26 protein-coding genes are annotated in these 25,060 nt (G+C 68.6%); 10 read left to right on the forward strand and 16 right to left on the reverse strand.

What is annotated here, in order from left to right; genetic code table 11:
• Positions 1–95 precede the first annotated feature (95 nt).
• Positions 96–953 (forward strand): oxygenase MpaB family protein, encoded by an 858-nt coding sequence (locus tag ACIA76_RS12350; protein WP_397151520.1) that lies wholly within the window; start codon positions 96–98, stop codon positions 951–953.
• Here the strand turns inward: ACIA76_RS12350 and ACIA76_RS12355 are convergent.
• On the reverse strand, positions 950–1,573 hold the full coding sequence (locus tag ACIA76_RS12355) for a TetR/AcrR family transcriptional regulator (protein WP_397151523.1): 624 nt from the start codon (positions 1,571–1,573) through the stop codon (positions 950–952). The two genes, ACIA76_RS12350 and ACIA76_RS12355, sit on opposite strands and share 4 nt — an antisense overlap.
• A gap of 172 nt (positions 1,574–1,745) precedes the next feature.
• Between ACIA76_RS12355 and ACIA76_RS12360 the strand changes: the two genes are divergently transcribed.
• Complete coding sequence (locus ACIA76_RS12360) at positions 1,746–2,609, forward strand: oxygenase MpaB family protein (RefSeq protein WP_397151525.1); 864 nt, start codon at positions 1,746–1,748, stop codon at positions 2,607–2,609.
• On the opposite strand, the gene ACIA76_RS12365 is transcribed toward ACIA76_RS12360, so the two are convergent.
• Together ACIA76_RS12365 and ACIA76_RS12370 are read right to left on the reverse strand one after the other, a co-directional pair.
• On the reverse strand, positions 2,606–3,508 hold the full coding sequence (locus ACIA76_RS12365; RefSeq protein WP_397151968.1) for a proline dehydrogenase family protein: 903 nt from the start codon (positions 3,506–3,508) through the stop codon (positions 2,606–2,608). The two genes, ACIA76_RS12360 and ACIA76_RS12365, sit on opposite strands and share 4 nt — an antisense overlap.
• Positions 3,509–3,552: 44 nt before the next feature.
• The gene (locus tag ACIA76_RS12370) at positions 3,553–3,741 is read right to left on the reverse strand and encodes a hypothetical protein (protein WP_397151527.1); all 189 of its coding nucleotides are present in this window, start codon (positions 3,739–3,741) and stop codon (positions 3,553–3,555) included.
• A 109-nt stretch (positions 3,742–3,850) separates the two neighbouring features.
• On the opposite strand from ACIA76_RS12370, the gene ACIA76_RS12375 reads away from it, so the two are divergent.
• Together ACIA76_RS12375 and ACIA76_RS12380 are read left to right on the forward strand one after the other, a co-directional pair.
• The gene (locus ACIA76_RS12375) at positions 3,851–5,164 is read left to right on the forward strand and encodes a S8 family serine peptidase (protein WP_397151530.1); all 1,314 of its coding nucleotides are present in this window, start codon (positions 3,851–3,853) and stop codon (positions 5,162–5,164) included.
• A 9-nt stretch (positions 5,165–5,173) separates the two neighbouring features.
• A complete protein-coding gene (locus ACIA76_RS12380) occupies positions 5,174–5,431 on the forward strand; it encodes a hypothetical protein (RefSeq protein ID WP_397151532.1) in 258 nt (85 codons plus the stop codon).
• Here ACIA76_RS12380 and dapC read toward each other — a convergent pair.
• The 3 genes from dapC to ACIA76_RS12395 all read right to left on the reverse strand — a co-directional run bounded on the left by dapC (position 5,428) and on the right by ACIA76_RS12395 (position 9,829).
• On the reverse strand, positions 5,428–6,534 hold the full coding sequence (dapC, locus tag ACIA76_RS12385; protein ID WP_397151535.1) for a succinyldiaminopimelate transaminase: 1,107 nt from the start codon (positions 6,532–6,534) through the stop codon (positions 5,428–5,430). The two genes, ACIA76_RS12380 and dapC, sit on opposite strands and share 4 nt — an antisense overlap.
• A 5-nt stretch (positions 6,535–6,539) precedes the next feature.
• Positions 6,540–6,863 carry a ferredoxin gene (gene fdxA, locus ACIA76_RS12390; RefSeq protein WP_062511987.1) on the reverse strand — a complete coding sequence of 108 codons (324 nt, stop codon included), beginning with the start codon at positions 6,861–6,863 and terminating at the stop codon, positions 6,540–6,542.
• Positions 6,864–7,228: 365 nt separating this feature from the next.
• The gene (locus ACIA76_RS12395) at positions 7,229–9,829 is read right to left on the reverse strand and encodes a bifunctional FO biosynthesis protein CofGH (protein ID WP_397151539.1); all 2,601 of its coding nucleotides are present in this window, start codon (positions 9,827–9,829) and stop codon (positions 7,229–7,231) included.
• A 125-nt stretch (positions 9,830–9,954) separates the two neighbouring features.
• Between ACIA76_RS12395 and ACIA76_RS12400 the strand changes: the two genes are divergently transcribed.
• On the forward strand, positions 9,955–10,449 hold the full coding sequence (locus tag ACIA76_RS12400; protein ID WP_397151542.1) for a PH domain-containing protein: 495 nt from the start codon (positions 9,955–9,957) through the stop codon (positions 10,447–10,449).
• Positions 10,446–11,960, forward strand: coding sequence for a PH domain-containing protein (locus ACIA76_RS12405; protein ID WP_397151545.1), 1,515 nt, complete (start codon positions 10,446–10,448; stop codon positions 11,958–11,960). The genes ACIA76_RS12400 and ACIA76_RS12405 overlap by 4 nt, the downstream gene beginning before the upstream one ends.
• A gap of 10 nt (positions 11,961–11,970) precedes the next feature.
• On the opposite strand, the gene ACIA76_RS12410 is transcribed toward ACIA76_RS12405, so the two are convergent.
• The 7 genes from ACIA76_RS12410 to typA form a co-directional block, all read right to left on the reverse strand.
• The gene (locus tag ACIA76_RS12410) at positions 11,971–13,383 is read right to left on the reverse strand and encodes an MFS transporter (RefSeq protein ID WP_397151547.1); all 1,413 of its coding nucleotides are present in this window, start codon (positions 13,381–13,383) and stop codon (positions 11,971–11,973) included.
• Positions 13,384–13,509: 126 nt separating this feature from the next.
• Positions 13,510–13,908, reverse strand: coding sequence for a roadblock/LC7 domain-containing protein (locus ACIA76_RS12415; RefSeq protein ID WP_397151550.1), 399 nt, complete (start codon positions 13,906–13,908; stop codon positions 13,510–13,512).
• Positions 13,909–14,039: 131 nt separating this feature from the next.
• Positions 14,040–14,444 carry a hypothetical protein gene (locus ACIA76_RS12420; RefSeq protein ID WP_397151552.1) on the reverse strand — a complete coding sequence of 135 codons (405 nt, stop codon included), beginning with the start codon at positions 14,442–14,444 and terminating at the stop codon, positions 14,040–14,042.
• Entirely contained in the window at positions 14,441–14,599 is a 159-nt protein-coding gene (locus ACIA76_RS12425; RefSeq protein ID WP_397151554.1) for a hypothetical protein, read from the reverse strand. Before ACIA76_RS12425 ends, ACIA76_RS12420 begins: the two co-directional genes overlap by 4 nt.
• A 10-nt stretch (positions 14,600–14,609) precedes the next feature.
• Positions 14,610–15,515 (reverse strand): N-acetyl-1-D-myo-inositol-2-amino-2-deoxy-alpha-D-glucopyranoside deacetylase, encoded by a 906-nt coding sequence (mshB, locus tag ACIA76_RS12430; protein ID WP_397151556.1) that lies wholly within the window; start codon positions 15,513–15,515, stop codon positions 14,610–14,612.
• Complete coding sequence (locus ACIA76_RS12435) at positions 15,512–17,308, reverse strand: ABC transporter family substrate-binding protein (RefSeq protein WP_397151558.1); 1,797 nt, start codon at positions 17,306–17,308, stop codon at positions 15,512–15,514. Before ACIA76_RS12435 ends, mshB begins: the two co-directional genes overlap by 4 nt.
• A 145-nt stretch (positions 17,309–17,453) precedes the next feature.
• A complete protein-coding gene (typA, locus tag ACIA76_RS12440; RefSeq protein WP_397151560.1) occupies positions 17,454–19,349 on the reverse strand; it encodes a translational GTPase TypA in 1,896 nt (631 codons plus the stop codon).
• A gap of 167 nt (positions 19,350–19,516) precedes the next feature.
• Between typA and ACIA76_RS12445 the strand changes: the two genes are divergently transcribed.
• Positions 19,517–19,693, forward strand: coding sequence for a hypothetical protein (locus ACIA76_RS12445; protein ID WP_397151562.1), 177 nt, complete (start codon positions 19,517–19,519; stop codon positions 19,691–19,693).
• Between the two features lie 21 nt (positions 19,694–19,714).
• A complete protein-coding gene (locus tag ACIA76_RS12450; protein ID WP_397151564.1) occupies positions 19,715–20,008 on the forward strand; it encodes a 4a-hydroxytetrahydrobiopterin dehydratase in 294 nt (97 codons plus the stop codon).
• On the opposite strand, the gene ACIA76_RS12455 is transcribed toward ACIA76_RS12450, so the two are convergent.
• A complete protein-coding gene (locus ACIA76_RS12455; RefSeq protein WP_397151566.1) occupies positions 19,950–21,254 on the reverse strand; it encodes a mannosyltransferase in 1,305 nt (434 codons plus the stop codon). The two genes, ACIA76_RS12450 and ACIA76_RS12455, sit on opposite strands and share 59 nt — an antisense overlap.
• Positions 21,255–21,530: 276 nt before the next feature.
• Between ACIA76_RS12455 and ACIA76_RS12460 the strand changes: the two genes are divergently transcribed.
• Together ACIA76_RS12460 and ACIA76_RS12465 are read left to right on the forward strand one after the other, a co-directional pair.
• Positions 21,531–22,346 (forward strand): hypothetical protein, encoded by an 816-nt coding sequence (locus ACIA76_RS12460; RefSeq protein WP_397151568.1) that lies wholly within the window; start codon positions 21,531–21,533, stop codon positions 22,344–22,346.
• 194 nt (positions 22,347–22,540) lie between these two features.
• Entirely contained in the window at positions 22,541–22,855 is a 315-nt protein-coding gene (locus ACIA76_RS12465; protein WP_397151970.1) for a hypothetical protein, read from the forward strand.
• A gap of 1 nt (position 22,856) precedes the next feature.
• Here the strand turns inward: ACIA76_RS12465 and ACIA76_RS12470 are convergent, their stop codons facing one another.
• The gene (locus tag ACIA76_RS12470; RefSeq protein WP_397151570.1) at positions 22,857–23,576 is read right to left on the reverse strand and encodes a DUF1906 domain-containing protein; all 720 of its coding nucleotides are present in this window, start codon (positions 23,574–23,576) and stop codon (positions 22,857–22,859) included.
• Between the two features lie 163 nt (positions 23,577–23,739).
• On the reverse strand, positions 23,740–24,858 hold the full coding sequence (locus tag ACIA76_RS12475; protein ID WP_397151572.1) for a hypothetical protein: 1,119 nt from the start codon (positions 24,856–24,858) through the stop codon (positions 23,740–23,742).
• Between the last annotated feature and the right edge of the window lie 202 nt (positions 24,859–25,060).

Below are 25,060 nucleotides of genomic sequence, written 5' to 3' on the forward strand. Positions count from 1 at the left end.
AAACTACCAATCCCGCCGCCCTGTGACGGTTGACACGGCACTGGGTCAGTGAGAGCTTTGGTACATAGCCTTCTCATCCGAGAGTGAGGTCAACGATGACCGGGCCGCTTCGCGCAACGACGCACGAACAGTCACCGCCGACAAGCGATTTCGATATCGCCCGCCACCTCGACGGCTCCGCCGCCCTCTTCGGCGCCGCGGCGAATGTGATCATGCAGCTCAGCTCCCGGCCGGTGGGCTTCGGCGTCATCGAGAGCACGGTGGACAGCGGCAAGGTCATGCTGCATCCGATCAAGCGCACCCGCACCACGCTGACCTATCTGGCCGTCGCCCTGCTGGGCACCGAATCCGAGCGCGCGGCCTACCGCGCCGCGATCAACCGGTCGCATCGCCCGGTGCACTCCACCGCGTCGAGTCCGGTGCGGTACAACGCCTTCGATCCGCGGCTGCAGCTGTGGGTGGCAGCCTGCCTGTACTGGGGCGCGCACGATCTGTACGAGCGCATGCACGGCCGGATGACCGAGGCCGATGCCGACGGTTTCTATCACCACTGCGCCCGGCTGGGCACGACACTGCAGATGCCGCAGGAGCTATGGCCGCCCGACCGCGAGGCCTTCGATCGGTACTGGGCGGCGAATCTGGCCCGCACGACCATCGATCCACCCGTACGTGCCTACTTCGAGGATCTGATCGATCTGCGGATGCTACCGAGCCCGATTCGGTTGGCGTTCGGCGGATTTCATCGCTGGGTGGTCGCCGGTCTGCTGCCGCCGCGGCTGCGCGAGCAGATGGGCATGACCTGGAGCGAGGACGACGATCGCCGGCTGGCCCGGTTGCTGCGTGCGGTCGGCGCGGTCGAGGAGCGAATGCCCAAGCAGCTCGGGCTCTTTCCGATCAACGCGTTCCTGACCGATCTGCGCGTCCGCAGAATGCTGCGGCTGCCACTGGTCTAGCGCACCCGGAAGCCCGGCACGATGTGATCGCGCGCGTACCGCCGCAGCGCCGCCTCGTCGTCGAGCGGGATCATCGTCTGCGGGGTCAGCTCCATCGACAGCGCGGTCCGCGCGATCGTCTCGGCCAGCGGCAGCGGATCGTAGCGCTCGAGCTTGCCCTCGTCCTGCAGCCGGGTGATGAATTCGGCCAGATAGTCGCGCCCGAGCTCGATCACCGGCGCGCCCCGCACCGTCAGATACGGCAGCACGACCTCGGGCTCGGTTTCGAGCAGCCGATCCAGCAGCCGGTTGCCGCGCAGCCCGTCGACGAAGGCGGCGAACAGCTCGACGATCTGCTCCTCGGCCGGGGCGTCGCGATCGATCTGCGGCTGCACGGCCGCATCGACCTGCCGCACGAATTGCCGGACCTGCCGCAGCGCGACGGCCTGGATGAGATCGGATTTGCCCGCGAACCGCCGATACAGCGTGGCCAGCGACAGTCCACCACGCCGGGCCACCTCGACCATGCTGGTGCGCTTGATCCCGAAATCGAGGAAGGCCAGCAGCGCCGCGTCGAGCACCGTGGTCTGACCGCGATCCTCCGGGGCCGCATCGCGGACCAGCGGCAGCAGTTTGGCCATGCCGGGCACCTCTCTGCGGAACGACACGATGACAGGGAGATCTTCCCATATGGTCACGCGGTACGGCGCCGCCATTGACAGGCCCGCGAATCCGATGAGAAGGTGAGTCGAGAAGTTTCTCACACTTCTTCCGCCTCACGGCGTGAAGCCGGACCGAGGAGACGAGTCGACGATGACCGCCCCCCTGCGCTACACCGACCCCGAATCCCCGCCGACGCCGGAGTTCACCCCGCAGACCGTGCGCCGCCACATGGACGGCGTCGCGGCCTTTCTCGGCGGCGCCGCGAATGTGGTCATGCAGCTGAGCCATCCACCGGTCGGCTACGGCGTCCTGGAGAGCCCGGTCGACAGCGGCAAGGCCACGCTGCATCCGATCAAGCGCCTGCGCACCACGCTGACCTATCTCGCGGTCGCATGGCTGGGCACCGAGGGGGACCGCAGGGTCTATCGCGACGCGGTCAACGCCTCGCACCGGCCGATCCGCTCCAAGCCGGGCGCAGCGGTCAGGTACAACGCCTTCGATCCGAAGCTGCAGCTGTGGGTCGCGGCCTGCCTGTACTGGGGCGTCGACGATCTCTACACCCGCATGCACGGTCCGATGGAATCCGATGTGGCCGAGGCCTTCTACCGGTACTCCGCGCGCCTGGGCACCACGCTGCAGATGCGCCCGGAGATGTGGCCTGCCGATCGCGCGGCGTTCTACCGCTACTGGGACGAGAACCTCGCCCAGCGGACCATCGACGAGCCGGTCCGGCGCTACTTCGACGATCTGATCGATCTGAAGAATCTCTCGCCCGTGCCGCGCATCGTCTTCGGCCGCATCCACCGCTTCGGCGTGACCGCCCTGCTGCCACAGCGGCTGCGCGATCAGATGGGCATGACCTGGACCGCCCGCGACGAGCGCCGTTATACCGGCACCCTGCGCCTCATCGCACTGGTCTGGGTGCGCCTGCCGGAGCCGATCAGGGTGTTTCCGTTCAACTACCTGCTGCTGGATATGCGCCTGCGGAACCGCCTGGGCCGCCCGCTGGTCTAGCGCTTGTCGGCGAGGGCACGCAGGAAGAACCCGAGGTTGGCCGGGCGCTCGGCCAATCGCCGCATGAGATATCCGTACCACTGGTTCCCGTACGGCACATACACCCGCACCGAGCGCCCCGCATCCACCAGCCGCCGCTGCTCCGCGTCGCGAATGCCGTACAGCATCTGAAACTCGTATTCGCTGGAACCCAGGGCATTTTCGAGCGCGAATCGGGAGGCGACGGCGATCATATCCGGATCGTGCGTGGCGACCATCGGATATCCGGCCCCGCGCATCAGCACGTCCAGGCAGCGCAGATACGCCGAGTCCACCTCCGCCCGGCGTCGATGGGCGAGCGCCTCCGGTTCGCGATATGCCCCCTTGCACAACCGGATTCGCGCCCCGAGCGAAGCCAGCTCCCGGCATTCGGTCTCCGCGCGGCGCAGATAGGCCTGTACCGCGACCGCCAGCCACGGGAATTCACCGCGCAGCCGCCGCACGGTGTCGAGGGTGGCATCGGTGGTGGTGTGATCCTCGGCGTCGACGGTCACCCACACCCCCGCCTGCTCGGCCCGCAGGCACAGCGTCCGCAGATTGGCGGTGGCGATCTCGGGTCCCCCCTCGCCCAGGGTCTGCCCCAGCGCCGAGAGTTTGACCGAAACCTCCACGCGCCGAACGGATGCGGAACCCTCGCCGTCCCCTGCGGCCAGATCGTCGATGAGCGCCAGATACTCGGTCACGGCATTGTCGGCCATCGACCGCTCGGTCGTATGCTCACCGAGGAAATCCACGCTCACCATCCGCCCGGAGGCCAGCAGCTCCCGGACCACCGGCGCCAGATCCAGCCGTGACTCCCCCGCCACGAACCGCCGCACCACGCCGGAGGTGACCGGAATCCTGGTAAGCGCATGCCGCATTCGGGACGAATCCGCGGCGGCGAGCAATGCCGGACGCAACGGATTCACCGGTCCGCCATCCGCGGATAGCGATGATCGGTGGGCGATTCGACGGGCCCGGTGACGACGGCCGCCTCGACCGCCGACGAGATCTCGGCCAGCCTGCCGACCAGCAGTTCTCGCTCCGGACTGCCCGGCACGTAGGGGTGCACCGGTGCGTTCGCGGGGCGCGGGACAACCGTGACAGCGTCCATGGTCTCAGGCTAGCCCGGACCCCTGCGCGCTCGACAATTTTGCACGCCCGGCGCGCGGAAGTGCGCACACTGCGAGCGAATCCGCGCCCGGCGCGGCAGTATGGCGCTCATGCGCGTTGTCATTCAGCTTCGCCCGGCCACCGATCTGATCACCGCGGTCACCGATCCCGGCACCAGGGTCTCCCCTGCGGATGTCGTCGGAGCACTGCCCGGATTCGATCTCGACCACGACTTCGAACCGGTCGCGGTACCCCGCCGGACGGACAATCCCAATTACTCCATGGCTCCCGAACACACCGCGGTGGTGATCCGCGGCGAGCTCGACGACGATCCCACGACACATCAGCGGGTATCCGAACTCGCCATGGTCACAGGCGTTTTCGCGGATCCGACCATCGAGCCGGTGCTCACCTGCGGCGGTGATCCCGCGGTCGGCGACTGGCACGGCGTCGGCACCCTGCTGCACGTGAGCGATCTGGCGAATGCCGGGTTGACCGGTCAGGGCGTGGCGCTGGCCGTCGTCGACACCGGCATCAACGCCGCGCAGGTCGACCGGGTCCGCGGCGGGCATATGACGATCGATGCCGCGCGCAGCTGGAATCCCTCGGGCGTCACCGGCACCGCGGGCAAGTTCCCCGTCGATCACGGCAGCATGTGCGCCTTCGACGCGCTCATCTGCGCACCGAACGCCTCCTTCCTGGATCTGCCGGTGCTGCGCAGCACCCGGCAGGGGCAGACCACGATGGACGGACTGCTCTCCGATGCGCTCGCCGGATATGCCTATCTGCGCACGGTCCTGTCCGATCAGCCCGCGGCCACCCGCGCGCTGGTGGTCAGCAACAGCTGGGGTTCGTTCTCCCCGGATTGGGATTTCCCCGTCGGACAGCCCGGGAACTACTCCGACAATCCGTCGCATCCGTTCAATGTCATCGTCGGCTCGCTCGAGGCCGCGGGTGCGGACATCCTGTTCGCCGCGGGCAATTGCGGCCGCGACTGCCCCGACGGTCGCTGCGGCTATACGGATCGCCCGATCAGCGGCGCGAACTCACATCCGAGCGTGCTCAGCCTCGGCGGCGTGGATACCACCAATCAGCGGGTCGGCTATTCGTCGCAGGGTCCCGGACGCCTCTCCGACCGCAAACCCGACGTCTGCACCTACACCCACTTCGCCGGATCGCAGGCGTTCGGCCCCAACGAGCCCGATACCGGCACCTCAGCGGCCTGCCCGGTGGCGGCCGGCCTGGTCGCGGCCATCCGGACGAAGTGGTCGGCGACCGCGCTCCCGCCCGCCCAGTTACGTGCCGCGATCCAGCGCACCGCCCTCGATCGCCCCGCCACGGGCTTCGATTACGACTACGGATACGGCGTCGCCGACAGCGCTGCCCTCCTCGCAGACCTACGCAGGACGGCGAATCGGGCGTAACTTGGTGGGATGCCATTGCTCACAGTCCAGCTCCCGCAGGGCGCGACCATGGGCGATGCCCTGCGGACGTTGCATCTCACCGAGAGCGAGGTCGACACAGGTTACGGCCTGATCTCCGTCGACCCCGCCACCGGACTGTTCGCCCTGCGTGTCTCCGATTCCGCCGCCACTCGCGTGTCCATGAACGGCGCGGGTGCAACGGTTTTCGCGGACCCGCGCGTCGAACCGGTCGGTCGCGGGATGCGCGGCCGCAATTCCCCGCCCTAGGCGCCCAGGCGTTTCGCCGCGGCGGCGATCCGTTCATCGGTGGCCGTGAGGGCGATACGGACATGATCGGAACCCGTGGGACCGTAGAAGTCGCCGGGAGCGGCCAGGATGCCGCGGTCGGCAAGCCATTCCAGGGTGGCGTGGCCGGATTCGCCGCGCGTCGACCAGAGATACAGGCCCGCCTGTGAATGGTCGATGCGGAAACCGGCCTCCCGCAATGCCTTTCGCAGGATCTCGCGGCGTGCGCGATAGCGTTCGCGCTGCGCCGCCTCGTGCGCGTCGTCGCCCAGCGCCGCGGTTATCGCGGCCTGCACGGGGAACGGCATGATCAGCCCGGCGTGTTTGCGCACCTCGAGCAGCTCGCGCACCAGGGCCGGATCGCCGGTCACGAAGCCCGCGCGGTAGCCCGCCAGATTGGATGTCTTGGACAGTGAGTGGATCGCGAGCAGTCCGGTGTGGTCGCCGTCGCAGACCCGCGGATCGAGGATCGATACGGCCTGTTCGTCCCACGCCAGACCGAGGTAGCACTCGTCGGAGGCGACGATCGCGTCCCGCTCGCGCGCGAACGCCACGACCTTGCGCAGATGGTCCACGCCGAGCACCCGGCCGGTCGGATTCGACGGCGAGTTCAGATAGATCAGCGCGGGCCGCTGCGGTCCGAGCTGTGCCGTCCCGTCCGCCCGCGCGATCCGCGCACCCGCCAGCAGCGCGCCCACCTCATAGGTCGGATACGCCACCTCGGGGATGACGATCAGATCGTCGGCACCGAGTCCGAGCAGTCGCGGCAGCCCGGCGATCAGCTCCTTGGTCCCGATCGCGGGCAGCACCGCCTCGGAGTCGACACCGGTGATCCCGAATCGCCGCCGCAGCGCGTCGACCGCGGCCGCGCGCAGTTCCGGCGTGCCGTGGGTGGCCGGATAACCGGGAACCGCCGCCGCCCCGGCGAGTGCCCGCTGAATCAGCGGATCCACCGGATCCACGGGCGTGCCGACCGACAGATCGACGATCCCGTCGGGATGTCCGGCCGCCCGCTTCTTCACCGAAGCGATGGTGTCCCAAGGAAAATCGGGCAGTAGATCACTGACCCGGCCGCGCGTGGACAAGATGACTACTCGCTCGCCATCGGGGGCAGCGCCGCGATGAACGGCGGATCGAAGTCGACCTTGCCCACCTTGGTGGCGCCACCGGGCGAGCCCAGCTCGTCGAAGAAATCGACATTGGCGTTGACGTATCCGCTCCACTGGTCCGGGGTGTCGTCCTCGTAGAAGATCGCCTCCACCGGGCACACCGGTTCACATGCACCGCAGTCCACGCACTCGTCCGGATGGATGTACAGCATGCGGCCGCCCTCGTAGATACAGTCCACGGGGCATTCCTCGATGCACGCCTTGTCCTTCACGTCAACGCACGGTTCAGCGATGATGTACGGCACTGCCGCTCTCCTAGTCTGGTCCTTGCCCGCGGGGCACTCCCACGCCCCGCGCAACAGTATCCCGCATCGACACATTACTACTGGTCAGCCTTGCCTAACTTCTCCGCGGCAACCGGCTCGATCATGTCCCTCCCTCCCCCCGATCCGCCGGTCGGCCCAGCCCGGAACGATCTCCGAGTCCGCCCAAAACAGTTGCCGCGGAGATGGGTCCGGCGCGGTGACGACCGTTACTCCACGATCCTAGCGGTGTCCCGGCCTCCTGCCCCGGTCCTCGCACCGAATCGGCCGGATCGAAGGTGGCAGGTCCCGGACCGTGGCCGTTCCGGCGCGCCTGTCGGGGCGCACCGGAACGACCCGGGGATCCGCTATCCGACCGTCAGCGACAGCGCCGGGGAACGATGCGGCGGGATGCCGTAGATCGTCGTCCGCTCCCGGACCGGGCGGTTGATGCCGGAGGCGATCTCGTTCAGTTCCGCAACGGTTTTCGCCGAACCGTGTTCGGAACCGGCCATGCGGGAGATGGTCTCCTCCATCAGGGTGCCGCCCAGATCGTTGGCGCCGCCGGTGAGCATGATCCGGGTGCCGGTGGTGCCGAGCTTGACCCAGCTGGTCTGGATGTTGTCGATGCGGCCGTGCAGCATGATGCGGGCCAGGGCGTGCACCGCGCGATTGTCGCGGATGGTCGGGCCCGGGCGCGAGGCCCCGGCCAGATACAGCGGTGCGCTCTGATGTACGAACGGCAGCGGGACGAATTCGGTGAAACCGCCCGTATCGTCCTGGATTCCGCGCAGCACCCGCAGGTGCCCGACCCAATGCTTCGGGCTGTCCACATGTCCGTACATCATGGTCGAGCTCGACCGGATGCCGAGCCGGTGCGCGGTGGTGATCACCTCGATCCACGCCGAGCTGGGCAGCTTGCCCTTGGTGAGCACCCAGCGCACCTCGTCGTCGAGGATCTCGGCGGCGGTGCCCGGAATCGTATCCAGCCCCGCCTCTTTCAGCGCCGAGAGCCAATCGTGGATGCTCTGGCCGCCGCGCGAGGCGCCGTTGACGATCTCCATCGGGCTGAAGGCGTGCACATGCATCGACGGCACCCGCTTCTTGATCGCCCGCACCAGATCCGCATAGCCGGTGACCGGCAGATCCGGATCGATACCGCCCTGCATGCAGATCTCGGTCGCGCCCTCGACATGCGCCTCCCAGGCCCGATCGGCGACCTCGTCGGTGCTCAACGTGAAGGCGTCGGCATCGCCCTTGCGCTGGGCGAAGGCACAGAACCGGCAGCCGGTGTAGCAGATGTTGGTGAAGTTGATATTGCGGTTCACCACATAGGTGACGTCGTCGCCGACGGCATCGCGGCGCAGCTGATCAGCCAGGGCCGCAACGGCTTCCAGCTCCGGACCCTCCGCGGTGGCCAGCGCCAGATACTGCTCGTCGGTCAGCCCGGCCGGATCGTGTTCGGCCGCGCGCAACGCCGAGAGCACATCCGCGTCGAACCGCTCCGGCGCCGAGGCGGCCAGCTCGCGCACCTGCTCGCGAATGGTCTCCCAGTCGCCGAACGCGCCCAGCACCTCGTCGCCGAGCCCGGAATCGCTGCGGGACTCGGTATTTCGCCCATCGGTATCGATCGCGCTGTGCAGATCGACCCGGCCCGCGGACTCCCACGACTCGTCGGGCTCCTGCCACGGCAGGCCGCGCGGAATCGCCTCCGGATTCGCCAGTCCCGTGCGCGGATCGGACAGGGCGGCGACATGGGCGCCGATCCGCGGATCCACCCACGGATTTCCGGCCCGCACATAGCGCGGATGCGCCGAGGAGCGTTCGGCCAGCCGGAATCCCGCGGATTCGGTGATCTCGACCAGGGCGTCCAGATCGGGCCAGGGACGTTCGGGATTCACATGATCGGGGGTCACTGGGGACACCCCGCCCCAATCGTCGATACCCGCCTCGATCAGCGCATGACATTCGCTGTGCGACACCAGATTCGGCGGCGCCTGCACGGCCACATCCGGCGGCAGCAACAGGCGGCTGACCGCGACCGCAGCCAGGAACTCCTCGATATCGGCGTCGGGGACCTCGCGCATGACGGTGTCGTCCTTGGCCCGGAAGTTCTGCACGATGACTTCCTGGATATGCCCGAACGCCTTGTGCTGCTTACGAATCGCCATGATCGACTCGGCCCGCTCGCGCAGCGTCTCGCCGATGCCCACCAGAATGCCCGTGGTGAATGGCACCGACAACCGGCCCGCGTCGGTGATGGCGCGCAGCCGCACGGCCGGATCCTTGTCCGGACTTCCGTAGTGGCAGTTGCCCTTTTCGGTGAACAGCCGGGTCGAGGTGGTCTCCAGCATCAGGCCCATGGACTGCGAGACCGGCTTGAGCCGCGAGATCTCCTCCCACGACATCACGCCCGGATTGAGATGCGGCAGCAGCCCGGTCTCCTCGAGCACCATGATCGAGACGGCGCGCAGATAGTCCAGGGTGGAGTCGTAGCCACGTTCGTCGAGCCATTGCGCGGCTTCGGGCCAGCGGTCCTCGGGACGATCACCGAGGGTGAACAACGCCTCCTTACAACCCAATTCGGCGCCGCGGCGGGCGATGTCGAGCACCTCGTCGGGCTCGAGATACATACCCTTGCCCTCGGCGCGCAGCTTGCCGGGCACGGTCACGAAGGTGCAGTAGTGACAGCGATCGCGACACAGCTTGGTGAGCGGGATGAAGACGTTCTTCGAATAGGTGATCGTCTTGGTCCGGCCCGCCGACTCCAGCGCGGCATCACGCACCCGCGCGGCGCTGTGGCAGAGATCTGTCAGATCATCACCGCGAGCGTGCAACAGCACGGTGGCTTCATCCACATTCAACGTCACCCCATCGCGGGCCCGACGCAAAGCACGACGCATCGCCGAGGCCGGTGGCTGTGGGGAAGGAATGCTCGGGTTCGGCAATTCGGTCACCCCGTCGATCATGCGCTACCCATCCGGACATGTCTCCTTCGAATGCTTGTGAGCGAGGACAACCTCGTCGGCGACCACACTATTCCGGGCAGCCCGGCAATTCCGGGACTCGGTCCGTTCGTGAAACGATGGGCGATATGGCACAGCCGACGATCATGGCCGCGCCCGCCTGGCGCCCCAGCCCGCGGGCGAAACTGCTGTGGGCGCTCGGTCCCGCGATCGGGTGGGCCGTGGTCGTTGCGGGCGAAGTGGTCTGGATATTCGTCGACGATCGGAATCGGGCCATTGCGGCCGCGGTCGTGGCGGCGACGCTGATCGTGGCGGCGTTCGTCTGCGTGGTGGTGCCGCTGTGGCGTTATGCGGTCCATCGCTGGGAGATCACCGATGAGGCGGTCTACACCCGCACCGGCTGGATCACCCAGGAGAGCCGGGTCGCGCCGATCACGCGCGTGCAGACGGTCGACACCCATCGCGGGCCGCTGGAACGAATGCTCGGATTGGCGACTGTCACCGTGACGACCGCGTCCTCGGCCGGCGCCGTGCGCATCACCGCGCTCGAGCTCGCGGTGGCCGAACAGACGGTGACGCGATTGACCGAGGTCGCGGCCGCGCATCGCGGGGACGCCACATGACCGAGACGACCACGACCGGCGCGCAGTGGCAGCGGCTGGACCCGCGCATGCTGCTGGTGCATCCGGTACGCGAGGCGATCCGCTTCATACCGGTGCTCATCGTGACGGTCATCGTCGGCAGCCGCAGCGACAATCCGGGCTGGGGGTTGCTGGCGTTGGCGGTGATCGTCGGGCTGGCGCTGGGCCGCTGGTTCACCACGACCTATCGCATCGGGCCGGAGAATGTGCAGTTGCGCCGCGGCCTGCTGCAGCGCCGCACGCTGACGGTGCCGCGCTCGCGCATCCGTTCGGTGGATGTGCACGCCGATCCGATGCACCGGATTCTGGGTCTGGCGGCGCTCACCATCGGGACGGGACAGCAGGCCGACCGCGAGGAGCGGTTCCATCTGGACGGCGTGGCCGCGGGGCAGGTGCCCGAGCTGCGGGCGCTGTTACTGTCCGATCGCAGCGAAGAGGCCGCGCCCCAGGCTGTTTCGGAACAATCCGCGAGGCCGGAACCCGCGGAGGGCGCGGATATCGCCGGATGGCAACCGGCCTGGGTGCGCTATGCGCCGCTGTCGCTGACAGGGCTGGCCATCGTCGGTCCGATCGTGGGCCTGGCCTTCAAATACGGTGTGGCGCAGGTACTTCTGGACTCCGATACGATCCATGACCTCGGCGGGCGCGGCGCGATGTTCCTCGCGATGCTGGTGCTGATCGGGATCGTCGTGCTGCTCGCGGTGACCGCGCTCGCGGCGTGTATCCACTACCTCACCACGTACTTCGGACTGCGAGTGCTCGACGACGGTAGGACCCTGCACATCCGCCACGGCCTGTTCACCACCCGCCAGACCACACTCGATCTGGCTCGGTTGCGCGGCGCCACGGTCAAGGAGCCGCTGCTGCTGCGCCTGGCCGGAGCCGCCGAACTCGAGGCCGTCATGACGGGCACCAGCCCCCGGCAGAAGATCCTGCCGCAGGCGCCGCGCGCGGCCGTCGAGCGAACCCTGGCCCGGCTGCTCAGCACCGGCCCCGAAGCCGCTGTGGCACAGGGTGATGCGGCCGCACCAGCGATGATCGGCCTGATCGCGCACGGCCCGCGCGCCCGCCGCCGCCGGTACGTCCGGGCGCTGGCCCCCGTGGCCGTACTCGCCATCGCCCTGATCGCATTCGCCGTTGCGGGACAGCCTGTTCCGCTCTGGTCCCCGATCGTGCTGGCCTTACTCCTCGCCGCCGCAACGCTTTTGGCCGAGGACCGCTACCGAGGCCTGGGCCACGCCGTCCTCCCCGCGACACCCACCTGGCTCATCACCCGCCACGGCTCCCTCGACCGCGACCGCGACTGCCTGGAGGCCCCCGGCATCATCGGCTGGACCGTCCGCCAAACCTTCTTCCAGCGCCGAGTGGGCCTGGCCACCCTCACCGCCGCCACCGCCGCGGGGAAGAAGCGCTACCACGTCATCGACATCCCCATCGATAAGGCCTGGGCCATCATCGAATCCGTGACCCCGGGCCAACTCGGCCATCGCTGAATGGGGCGGGCTATTCGGCTCGGACCATATCGCCTCGAAGGGTGGTGTGGGCTGGGCGGTTGGCCCTCAGGGCGGTGGGGATCGCGAGTGCGGCGAGGAGGGTGAAGCCGAGGAGCAGGGTTCGGGCGCTCGAAACCAGGTCGGGGGCACCGAGGTTGACGAGCAGGCCCGCGATCGCGGCGCCGAAGGCGGTGGCCATCGTTTGGACGGTGGCTATCGCGGCGGCGGCCGCGCGGCCCTCGGCGGCGTCGGCGGTGCTGGTCAGGGCGGCCACCGTGAGATGGGGCATGGCGATGCCTATTCCGGTGCCCGCCAGCAGCAGGATCGGGAGCCAGGTAGTCGCGAGTAGCGGCGAGACGTGGTCGCGCTGCAGCAGGGACAGGGTGGCGAGGCCGAGGGCCAGCAGGGCCGGTCCGGCGATGCGCAGGCGGCGAATCGAGCGCTGCGAGCGAACCGGGGCGACAATGATCTGACTCAACGCCCAGCCGAGTGACAGTGCGGCACCGAAGAATCCGGCGATCACCGGCGGCACACCGGCCGACCGCTGGGCGAACAGCGGCAGGAACATCTCCACCGCCACACCGGCCGCCAACAGCGCGATGGTCAGGTAGATCCAGCGCAGCGGGGAATCCGAGCGGAAGGCCGAGGCCGGCAGAATCCGTTGTGCGGACCGCCTTTCCAGCAGCAGGAAGGCCGCGACGAGCGCCCCGCCAGCCGCGACACAGATCACCATGACGACCATGCCGCCGACCACACCCGCCAGGCTCACCGCCGCTGCCGCACCCACCACCAGCGCCAACGAGCCGACCGGAACTCCCGAGACGGCCTGCGGCCGTGCTCGTCCGGGCAGCGCCCACGGCACACAGCAGCCCATCAGCACCGCCACCCCTGCCAACGCCGCGAATGCCCCGCGCCACGAACCGAACTGGGCGAACAGCCCACCCAGCGCGGGCCCCACGAAGTTGCCGACGCCGAACATCGCGGAGATCAGCGCGGCACCCCGCGTCCACAGCGACCGCGGCAGCGCCGAGTGGATCGCCACGAAACCCAGCCCGGTCAGCAATCCGGCGCCCAGACCCTGAATCCCCCTGCCGCCCAACAGTATCGGCATGGTCGGACTCACCGCGCACACGACCGATCCGACCGCGAACACACCGAATCCGATCAGATACGCACCGATCTCGCCCCGGGCGCCGAGCAACCGGCTCACCAGCAGCGTCCCGACCACCTGCGCGATCAGGAGCACGGTCGTATTCCACGCGTACAGCCGCTCACCGCCGATATCACCGACGGCCGTGGGCAGCAGACTGGCCGCCAGATAGATGTCTACCGCCCCGACGAGCACACCGCCGGCGAGCACCACCGCCGTCCCGAGGTGATGCCGAAAGTCCCTCCAGGAACCGGTATCCCGCATGGTATCCATGAACCCTCCTGATGCCGAAATCGAGATCGTCCAGGCATCATGACTGTTCCGCGGGCACCGGTAATCGGACAAAACGGACGTGAAATGCGTCACATTTCCCGGCGCCCTAGAGGGTTCAGGGCTGTGTCAGCGGGACGGGCGCGGGTCGACCGACAAGTGTGCACCGACCCGCTGCACGGTCTGGTTCATCTCGTAGGCCACCATGCCCATATCGGCGGTCTCGGCCGCCAGCAGCGCCAGGCAGGCGTTGGCTCCGGCCGCGGTGATGAACAGCACCGCGTGATCGAGTTCGATCACGGTCTGGCACACCCCGCCGGCCTTGAAGTGGTGGCCCGCGCTGCGGGCCAGGCTGTGCAGGGCCGAGGCCATGGCCGAGAAGCGTTCCGCCTCCGACCGTTCCAGTCCGCCGGATCGGCCGAGCAGCAGGCCGTCGGTCGAGAGCAGCACCGCGGTCTCGGCCCCCGCCAGACCGTTGATCAGATCGTCGAGCAGCCAGTCGAGGTCGGTTCGCTGGGAAATGGTCATCGTCGCCTTCTCGTCGGGTGAACGGGTATGCCGTCGAATCGGATTCGCCGCGCGGGCGGCGGCGCTCCTGAGGGTACGGGCCCGATCGGCGGCGCGCAGGGGCACGGAAACGCGGGCGAGGTCGCGAAAGGTTATGGGCGAGCCGGGAAGGCCCGCCGGAACAGATAGAACCCGGCCGGAACCAGTCCGCAGGCCAACAGCAACGGCGAGGTCCAATCATCGGTGAGCATCACATCGCCCCCGGGCCCCGCAGTGGAGCAGATCAGGAAGCCCAGCAGCCACGCGACCAGCGGCAGCGACAGGGCCGCCGGACGAGTCACGACCACGCCCATGCCCGCGATCAACGCCACGTTCACCACGGCGGCCACCCCGGCGCTGATCGGAACGGGCGTACTGCCGACGTAGGTGGGCAGATACAGCACCTCGAGGGCCAGCGAGAGCAGCCCGTCCAACACCAGAACCGCCCCCAATACCGACCACGCGGGCCCGCGTGCCTGATCCGCGCCCCGCACCCGGTCGATCGAGGCGGCCGTCACGAGACCGGCGGGAAGCCGAGCAGGGTCAGCAATTGACTCTGCATACCCACGAACCCGTGCAGGATTGCCAGGTAGATATCGTGCTGCGCCTGCCAATACGGCTTCTGACTTTCGACGAACGCCGCGATGGCGTCCTGCAGGGCCCAGTTGTACACCTCGGTGATGTTACGCCGGGTGATCCGCGATTCCCGCGAACAGATCGTGTTCCCGCCCATCCGCCCCCACCGGCCCGAGGCGGCCGCGCACCAGCAGATAGTGCTCCTCCGGCAGGATCGGCTGGGCGACGTTGTTCGACAGTGCGAACTCCCGGCCCGAGGGGGCGACGCTCACCTGGGTGGCATGTGCCCGCAGGGCCGCGCGCTTGGCGGCGAGGGCGTCGGAGACGTCGATCGCGGTCGTGACGGATTCACTGGGCACACAGGGCAATTCGCTCTCGGCGGGCAGGCGCCAACCGGATGGCAGCGCGCCGGGCAGGCGGTCCACAGTGCGCCGCGCCAGGGCCTCGGTGTGCAGGCGCAGCACCGTCGCGTCGGTGACGGTCCAGTACGCCTTCGGTGCGGCCCAGCCGCTTTCGGCCGCGGCGTCCACCGCGTCCATCGTGATGTGGTGCGCGCGAACATGATCGGGATGTCCGTAACCGCCGCGCGGGTCATAGCCGATCACCACCTGCGGCCGGATCTCGAGCAGCACCCGCATCAGGGCCTCGACCGCCGCCGGCCCGGAGTTCACGAACGCGCGCGGATGCAGCGGTCGCATCGGCTGGGGGTCGGCCGTCGTACCGGACATTCCCGAATCGCGCCAGCGCCCGGCCCCGCCGAGGAAGTGCGGCGGACCCGCGCCCAATTCGCCCAGCGCCCGGTCCAATTCGCCGATCCGGAACCCGCCCAGCTGATCGCCTTCGGCCCTGACCAACCGCGTCCACCGGTCGCCGATGACCTCGCCCTCCTCGCCGAGGGTGCAGGTCACCACGGTCACCGGGATACCGCGGCGGCGATAGTGCGCGATGGTGCCGCCGGTGGTGATGGCCTCGTCGTCCGGATGCGCGTGAACCAGGAGCAGTCCACCCGTCACGACAGCCGCCGCCAGGTGGCCGCGCCGGCGAACATGCCGATCTGAATGGAACCGTTCAACGACACCCCGTCCATTCGCGAGCTCGCCGCGGCGACCCCGGTGTCCTGCATGATCGGCAGGACGGTCGACAGATCCCACAGCTTGGGTTCGACCTCGCCGAGATTCTTGGGCACATCGATACCGCGCAGCGCGGCGTCGAGCTGCGGCTGCAGCGTCGGATCGCAGACGCCGGAGATATTGCTGGGCGCCTTGCGCATCGCATCGAGCTGCGCGGCGTTGCCCTCGGTTCCCGTGGGCGGGGCGGCGGGCGGTGGGCAGCCGTAGCGCGCGGCCAGCAGCGTCGTGGGATCCTGTCCGGCCCGCTCCCAGCCGACGATCGCATCGACCGTGCCGTCGAGCAGATCCTTGCCGTACAGCTCGTCGGCGGGCAGATTGCGCACGGTGGCATCGATGCCCGCGCTGCGCAGCTGATCGGCGGCGGTGTTGGCGACCGCGAGCGTGGTCGGATCCTTGTCGACCGCGCCGATGCGGATGGTCAGGGTCTTACCGTTCTTGGCGACCGGTCGCGGCTGCGGCGCGGGCGAGGTCGGCGAGGTGCCCAGCTGCGGCGGTTCGGGCGCCCGGCCGTAACCGGCCTCGGCGAGTTGCGCGAACGCCTCGTCGGCGGACGGCCGCGGCGGCGCGGTCGGAGCGTATCCGGGATCCGAGGGCACGAGTACTTGGGCGCGAACGGGTTCCGCCCACGCGCCGGTCTGCGCGCCGACCGTCGCGAGCAGCACCGGATCCAGCAGGGCCAGTACGGCGTGCCGCACCCGGACATCGGCCAGCTCATCCGTGCGGGCGTTCAGGGTCAACTCCATCTCGCGGGCCTGCGGCGTGACCGCCGTGCGCACCGCCGGAATCGCGGCCAGCTGCGCCTGCACCGCCACGCCGCCGTGCACGAGCGCCAGCTGCGCATCGCCCGTGCGCAGCGATTGGGCCAGCTCGGCGGCGGTTCCGCCGCGTCGCAACATGACCGTGTCCGGATTCGCGGGCGTGCCCCAGTACCGATCGTTGCGCTCGAGCAGGATCTCCTCGCGCCCGGCATCGGCCTGTTTGACCCGGAACTGGCCGCCGGAGATGGGGTTCTGATCGATCAGCCCGCGCTCGACCGCCAGCGCGCGCTGGAATCCGCCGGGCTGATCCTTGAGCAGATGCGACGGCAGCAGATCGGTGAACAGCTCCCGCCACGCCGGATACGGCGCGCTCATGGTGACGGTCACCGTCTTACCGCCGTCGGAGGAGGCGACATCCGAGATCAGCCGATAGCCCGCCGGATCCACCACACCAGGCTGGGTGATCATCTGCTGCCACAGATAGCGGAAGTCCTCCGCGGCGATCGGCGCGCCGTCGGACCACGAGGCCTGGTTCTGGATCTTGTAGGTGATCGTGAACGGATCCTGCGCGGTCACATCGGCCGAGACCATCAGGGCGTTGTCGGGCAGCCAGTCGGTCACGCCCGGCGGCGCGGGGGCGGGCGCCGGCGCGGGCTTGAACGGACTCGGAAACACCATCGACGCAACGGCATTCGTCGCGGGCGACTGGTTGGACCGCAGATGCGGATTGAATCCGATCCCGATGTCGTCGACGGCCACCACCACGGTGCTCTTGGTCGGTTTGGCCGGCGTCGTCTTCGGACTGTCGGTGCTCTCGATCGGCGGCGGCGGATTCGCGGTGCAGCCGGCGAGCACTGTCACCAGCGTCGCCAGCACAACCACGACGCGCGCGGTCCGCCTCCCCGCGTTTTCGGCCATACCAGTCAAATGCCTCTCGGCTCGGTCACGGGTCCTGCGTCGAGTGCCCCACGCAGTTCTCGGCATGCCCGACGAGTCGCCCATGTGCTCACCAAATCAGTCGGCGAGCTCACGAGTCAATTCGTCGGGGCCGACACGTCGACCGTTACAGGGCGGCGCGGTCGCGGGCCTTGCGGCGGGAGACCTCGCGGGCGCGCTCGTTGCCGCCCAGGATGACCTTGCGCACGCGCACGACGTTCGGGCCGACCTCGACGCATTCGTCGCCGGCGCAGAACTCCAGTGCGCCTTCCAGATCCAGCACCAGCGGGCGGGCCAGGGTCTCGAGCACATCGCCGGTGGCGCTGCGCATATTGGTCAGCTTCTTCTCGCGGGTGACGTTGATGTCGAGGTCCTCGGCGCGCGGGTTGATGCCCACGACCATGCCCTCGTAGGTGTCCGCACCCGGCTCGACGAAGAACGTGCCGCGGTCGGCCAGCTGCGCCATGGCGTAGCCGGTGACGCTGCCCGCGCGGTCGGAGACCAGCGAACCGGTGTGGCGGGCGCGGATCTCACCGGCCCACGGCGCGTAGCCGTGCGATACGGCGTTGGCGATGCCGGTGCCACGGGTGTCGGTCAGGAAGTCGGTGCGGAAACCGATCAGACCGCGCGAGGGCACGATGAATTCCATTCGGACCCAGCCGGATCCGTGGTTGGTCATCTGCACCATCTTGCCCTTGCGGCCGGCCAGCAGCTGGGTGACCGCACCGAGGAACTCCTCGGGCACATCGACGGTGAGCTCCTCGAAGGGCTCGTGCACCTTGCCCTCGACGACGTGGGTGACCACCTGCGGCTTGCCGACGGTCAGCTCGAAACCCTCGCGGCGCATGGTCTCCACGAGAATGGCCAGCGCCAGCTCACCGCGGCCCTGCACCTCCCAGGTATCGGGACGCTCGGTGTTGAGCACGCGCAGCGAGACGTTGCCGACCAGCTCCTGATCCAGCCGCGCCTTCACCATCCGCGCGGTCAGCTTGGTGCCGCCGTTGCGACCGGCCATCGGCGAGGTGTTGATACCGACTGTGACCGAGATCGCGGGCTGGTCGACCGTGATGCGCGGCAGCGCGACGGGATTCTCCGAATCGGCCAGGGTGTCGCCGATCATGATCTCCGGGATGCCCGCGACCGCGACGATATCGCCCGCGACGGCCTCTTCGGCCGGATTGCGCTCGACGCCAACGGTCTTCAGCAATTCGGTGATCTTGACGGCCTTGGTGCCCTCGGCGTTCATCCAGGCCACGTTCTGGCCCTTGCGCAGGGTGCCGTTGTGGATGCGCAGCAGCGCCAGGCGGCCCAGGAACGGGGAGGCGTCGAGGTTGGTGACATGTGCCTGCAGCGGCGCGGCCGCATCGCCCTTGGGGGCGGGGATGTAGTTGAGCAGAATCTCGAACAGCGCGTCGAGGTTCTCCGCGTCGGGGGCGTGGCCGTTCTCGGGGCGCGCGGTGGACGCCTTGCCCTCGCGGCCGGAGGCGTAGAGCACCGGCAGGTCCAGGGCGAGCTCGGCGGCCTCGGCGGCCTCGTCGTCCAGATCCGAGGCCAGATCGAGCAGCAGGTCGTGGCTCTCCTCGACGACCTCCTCGATCCGCGCGTCGGGCCGGTCGGTCTTGTTGACCACCAGGATCACCGGCAGCGAGGCGGCCAGCGCCTTGCGCAGCACGAACCGGGTCTGGGGCAGCGGGCCCTCGGACGCGTCGACCAGCAGCACGACGCCGTCGACCATGGACAGGCCGCGCTCGACCTCGCCGCCGAAGTCGGCGTGGCCGGGGGTGTCGATGACATTGATCACGGTGAGGCTGCCATCGGGGTTGTGGCGGTGCACCGCGGTGTTCTTGGCGAGAATGGTGATGCCCTTCTCGCGCTCGAGATCGCCCGAATCCATCACGCGGTCGACGAGCTCGGCGCGCGCGGCGAAGGCGCCGGACTGCCTGAGCATGGCATCGACCAGCGTCGTCTTGCCGTGGTCGACGTGCGCGACGATCGCCACGTTACGGAACTCGACAGACGACACGTTTGATTCCTCCTGCTGAATGGGGTGATGCGGCCGACCCTCGCCGTCGAGGGACGAGCAAGACAGGTGCGCGAACAACTCACCGTGGCATGCGGCCAGCTACACAGTACCGAAATCCGGGTGACCACCAATTCCGGGCCATTCCTATTAGGGTATGCTTACCTACCATGGGCAAGGTCAAGGCGAAGAAGGTGTCGAGCCTCGAGCCGAAGAAGAAGTGCTGTCGCAAGTCGACACGCTGCGTGAAATGCCCTGTCGTCATCATGCGCATGAAGAAGGCCGAGGCCGCGGGTTGCTGCGGTAAGGATCTGAAGAAGGCCCTCAAGCAAGCCCGCGCCGCCTAGTCGTGCGGTAGAACCGGGAGTATGGGTACTCCTTTGCTCACCAACGACGAAATCGCTTCCGCCCTCGCGGATCTGCCCGACTGGACCCGGACCGGCGACGCCATCGCCCGGACCGTCGAGGCGCCCTCCTTCCTCGCCGGGATCGACCTGGTCCGCCGGGTCGCCACCGCGGCCGAGGAGGCCGATCATCATCCCGATATCGATATCCGTTGGCGGCGGGTCGCTTTCACCCTCTCGACCCATTCCGCGGGCGGACTCACCCGGCTGGATGTGCAGCTGGCGCACGAGATCGATCGCCTGGCTCAGCAGAACTGACCCGCCCCGCGTCGGGCCCGGATCGCGCGCGCCGGGCCCCGACCCGAATCAGCCAGACGAACAACGCCACCACGCCGACCACATCGACCGTGCCCAGCCACGAGAGGATGCCCGGCCGCGAGATGGCCCAGATCGTCGGCTGGAAGAACGACAGAATCCACGGCACGCCGATCAGTGTGGTCACCAGCCAGTACCCGGCCAGTACGCGCGCACCCGCCTCGTCCCGCAGCGGACCGTGGAGCAGCCACAGAATCAACGGCAGCAGCCACACGAAATGGTGCGACCACGAAATGGGCGAGACCATCAGCCCGAACAGCTGCACCACCAGCAGCGCGCCCAGCCGATCATCGAATGCCAGTGCGCGCCAGGCCAAGACGGCCAGCACCGCGATCACCACCACCGCGCCCAGCCACCACGCCCCGGCCGGAATCCGATGCCCGGCCAGCTCCCATGGCGAGCCGGCGTCGTGGCCGAGCAGCCGGCTGAGCGCACCGCGCAGTGACTGATTCCACACCGAGCCGACCGGCCCGATCCGATGCGCGTCCCCCAGCAGCGGCCCGAAGTAGGTGCGCGTCTCCCCCGGCGAGATCGCGAAGCTGAGCCCGACGGTGCCCGCGAACACCACCGCCGACCACACCGCGGCCGCCCAGCGCCGCCGCGCCGCGAGATAGATCCCGGTGACGGCCGGGGTCAGTTTCACACCGGCCGCGATGCCGACCAGCAGCCCCGACAGCCACCCGCGCGCGGACCAGGCGGCGAGCATTCCGGCGAGCACCAGGAAGACATTGACCTGCCCGTAGTCGATGGTCGTGCGCACCGGTTCGAGCCAGAGTCCGATCGCGGTCCAGCCGATCGCCGCGGTCCGCCACCGCCTTTCGCGCGCGGCCTCGCCGAGCAGCATCGACAGGGCGATGCGCACCACGGCATACAGCGCCGCCACGATCAACAGCAGCCATCCGATCGCCACCACCCCGAACGGCAGATAGTGCAGCGGATAGAACAGCACCGCCGCGAACGGCGGATAGGTGAACGGCAGCGGAAAGTCCGGTGTCTTCTCCGCATAGGTGAAGTCGTAGAGATGTCCGGTCCCCAGATCGGCCGCACCGCCGACATAGACGTGCAGATCGACCAGGTTCATACCGTTGGGGGCCAGGATCATCCACAACAGCCGGAGCAGCACCGACAGCCCCAGTGCGGTCACGGCAACGCGACGTCCGCCGAGGACCGATCGCAGATTTCGAGTCACGGCGCGCAAGCTTTCGGGTCGGGTGCCGGGCGTGGACAAGATTAGCGGACCCCTACGGCCGCCACATTTGTAACACTTGCATCTCCATCCACTCCAGTAACAACGAGTAGCGCTATCTTCTGATAACGCGCCGACCAGTTCGATTACCCGGCCGATAAGTGCAGGCAAGATCACACCACGGCTGTACAAACGTAGTGCCCGATCCCTAGAGTGACGCGCAGCGATGCGCCCCGCATCGCCGAGGATGAGGTACCCGAGGTAAGGACGGCTACACCAGTGCTTCGCAGCAGAGGAACGCGGTTCGCATTGTCCGTGCTGGCCCTGACGGCCGGTACCGCCCTTGCCGCGTCGACGACCGCGGTCGCCGCTCCGGCCCCGAAGCCGCAATCCGTCTCCGTCCCGCTGGTGCCCGAGGGTGTTCCGATCGACGCGCTGGCCGCCCTGGCGCCGGCCATCGTCGGCGCGGCCGCCCAGGTCGGCAATATCGCCTCCCCGGGGCAGCAGACCATCCTCGATCAGGCCCAGGTGCTCCTCGATTCCTCGGCCCTGCCGCCGCAGGTCAAGAAGACCCTGCAGGCCATCATCGCGTTCCTCACCGGCAGTAACGGCGGCGGGCCGGAGCTGCCGAAGAACGGCCCGGCCATCGCCCAATTCCTCTATCCGAGCATCGGCCGCGGCTGCATCGGCCCGGGCGCCGATTCGGTCGGCACCGCGCTGGCGGTGCCTGGCCCCGCCGAACTGCCGCCGCCGGGACCGCAGGCCAATCAGGCCGGATTCGTGTTCACCGCACTGGGCACCAAAGGCCTGGCGCCGCAGCAGAATCCGCCGATGACGGTGCAGTGGTTCAATATCGACACCCAGAAGGGTGGCATCCTGCCGCTCACCGATGCGGCACATATCAACCCCGACGGCCCGGCCACGCTGACCGCGATCGCCGATACCGGCCCCGGTCGCATCGTCGCGGTGGTCGCCGGATCGCTGACCACGGAGCCCGCCGCCGATGGCCCGGCGATCGCCTGCTCGTTCCTGCCGACCCTGGGCTTCTTCACCGTCGCCCCGGGCGCCCCGCAGGCTGTCGCCGCGCGGCGCTGAGCGACCGTCGAGGGCCCCTAACCACCCCAACCGCGACACTCCGGGCTTTTCGCCCGGATCGCGCGCAACCCCCGGCGCGCTGTGGTAGACCGCTACGTATGGCGACTGTCGATCAGATCGAACGGTCAGCACCCTCGGATTCGGTCCGGACGCAACCGGATTCCCTCCCGACACGGCGTTCCCGCCGGTCGGTGATGTCGCGCCGCTCCTACAAATCGGTGCTGTCGACCCGCTCCCACCGCTCCATCCTGTCGATCCGCTCGGAGGGCTCGATCCTCTCGATCGGCTCGGCCTATTCCATCCTCTCGATCGGCAGCGTTTGCTCGGTGCTGTCGGTCGGCTCGGCCGGATCCTTCTTCAGCCTCGGCTCGGCCTTCTCCGGCCTGTCGCGCTGGTCGCTGCTCGCGTGGGCGGGCGATCGCGAGACACCGGAGGTCCGCCCGGTGCTGCGGGTGGTTCCGGAGGAACCGGATCTGCTCGAGGATCCGACCTGTCACTGCCAGACGTAGCTCACCACTGGCCGTACTGCGGGGCGAGGATCGCGTTCAGGTCGACGCTGATCCCGTCGAGGGTGCTCTTATCGATCTCGAACTGATGCAGCTGGGCGGAGGGATGGACATAGCCCTTCGGCGTGCCCCAGTTGTGTTGCCAGAACCAGGAACTCAGCCCGGCCGCGCTGACCCAGTCGATGGTGGGCGAGTTGGCGTAGACACCGACGGTCTCCTTACCCGCCACCGACTGCCAGCCGAGCAGATACGGCGCGATCATCGAGCCGAATTCGGCGGCGGTGGGATTGTCATCGATGGCGGCGTAGATGGGCACGCCGTCCGGACCGCCCGCCTCGTGATGCAGCTGCAGCGCGCGATCGGCATGATGCTTGCCGGCCTCCAGCCCGCCACGCCAATCGGCCGTCGGCCCCTTGCCGAATTGATAGCAGGACACGATGCTGAGCCCGGCCGCGTGCAGCGCCTCGACCTCGTTCGCGCGCAACGGCTTTCCGGCCATCCACTCCGCACCCGGTCGCCGGTCCGAGACGTAGCGGATGACCCCCGCATGGCCATCGTCGCGGATCGCCTCGGCCGCGGGCACACCGCCCGCGTAATCGAGCAGCGTGCCCAGCCGGGCACGTTCGGCCGTGGCCGCGGGGGCCAGTGCCGAGACACCGGCCGCCAGCGCGGCACCCGCGGCACATCCGAACAGGGTCCGCCGGGACATCGGATCCGAACGCATCGACGACCTCCTTCACGCGATTACCACGGGCAGGAAAATCCCCGGCGCACCTTCCCCGACGCCATCGCCGATGCCATCCGCGCGCCGGGAGCTCGAACGTCGACTCATTTCACCACATGCACACCCGAACCGCCAGGCTCACAGGACACATCAACAACACAAGTCACATCGGCGACTTACCGATCTTGTCCAGCCGCGCGGCCACATCGATGGTCCGCATCGACGGATCGGCCAGCTCCGCCCGAATGACCCGCGCGACCTGGGCCGCGATCTGTCTGCGCATACCGCCGATCGCGCCCAGCGCCTTCGCCCGCCAGCCCTCGGCCTGCAGATCGACCGTGATGTCCTCGGCGGCCGGCGGCGCGACATCCATCACGATCAACAGCGGATCGGCCGCCCGCGCGACGAGCCGCAGCGGAATCTCCACCTCGGCCCGATAGCGATTGGCCTTGAGCACATCGACGGTGATGTCGAGCCCCGCCGGCACGACCAGATCGAACGACACCGGCTCGATGCCCTCGCCCTCGGACAGCCGCGGCACCCGCACCGTGCCCTTCACCTCCACCGTCGCCGCCTCGCGCGGGCCGGTATGGATCGGGCCGACCTCGATGCCGCGCCCGGCCAGCCCCTGGACCACCTCGCGCACGCGGGCGGCGGTGACGATGCGGGGGAAGAACCGCCGCCCGAACTCGGCGTAGTCGATCCAGTCGAACTCCTCCCGCGAAAGATGCTGCGAGGGTGTGCCGTTCATGATGGCCTCGACATCGAAGACCCGGGCCCGCCGGGCGGCCGGATCGGCGATCATGCCGTTGAGCCTGCTCGCGACCTCGCGCTGCACCAGCGCGGCGATCGGATCGAGCAGTAGTTCGAAGGCCGCGCCGACGGCCTGGGCCCGCATGACGAAACTGACATCGCGCGAACTGATCCGGGGGATATCGATGACGATCAACAGCGGATCGGCGGTGCGCGCATGCAGTGTGAGATCGATCTCGACCACCGCCTCCAGCCGCAGCCGCTGCCCGCCCAGAGTGACGGTCACGTGCAGGGTCACCGGCACCCGCACCTCGAAGGTGACATGCGGACCGCTGCGCGCGATGACCGGCTTGTCCACGCTGCCCTCGGCGACGAATCCGGCCAGTCCGGCGGGACCCACGGAGAAGGGTCCGATAGTGATTCCGCGCCCGGCCATTCCGGACACCGCGGCCTCGATACGCTCCGGATTCACCGCATGCCGGACGAAACGCTCACCGAATTCGGCGTAGTCGATCCAGTGTTCTGGCATGAGTCCGGAATACCTCGCTGTGTCGGATGTGTCCTGCGGGCCCTCGCGCCGGTTCGGATCCGAGCGCAGCGATCGCGATGCAGGTCCCTGTCCTGCCGATGAGGGGGCAGCAGGACAGGGACCGCGACGGCGGCGCTGCCGGGCGCCGCCGGGTTTATCGTAGGGCTGGGCGCATAGCGCGCCTTCCCCCGCCAGTCCAGAT

The sequence above is a fragment of the Nocardia sp. NPDC051570 genome (assembly GCF_044454005.1).
GTDB lineage: Bacteria > Actinomycetota > Actinomycetes > Mycobacteriales > Mycobacteriaceae > Nocardia.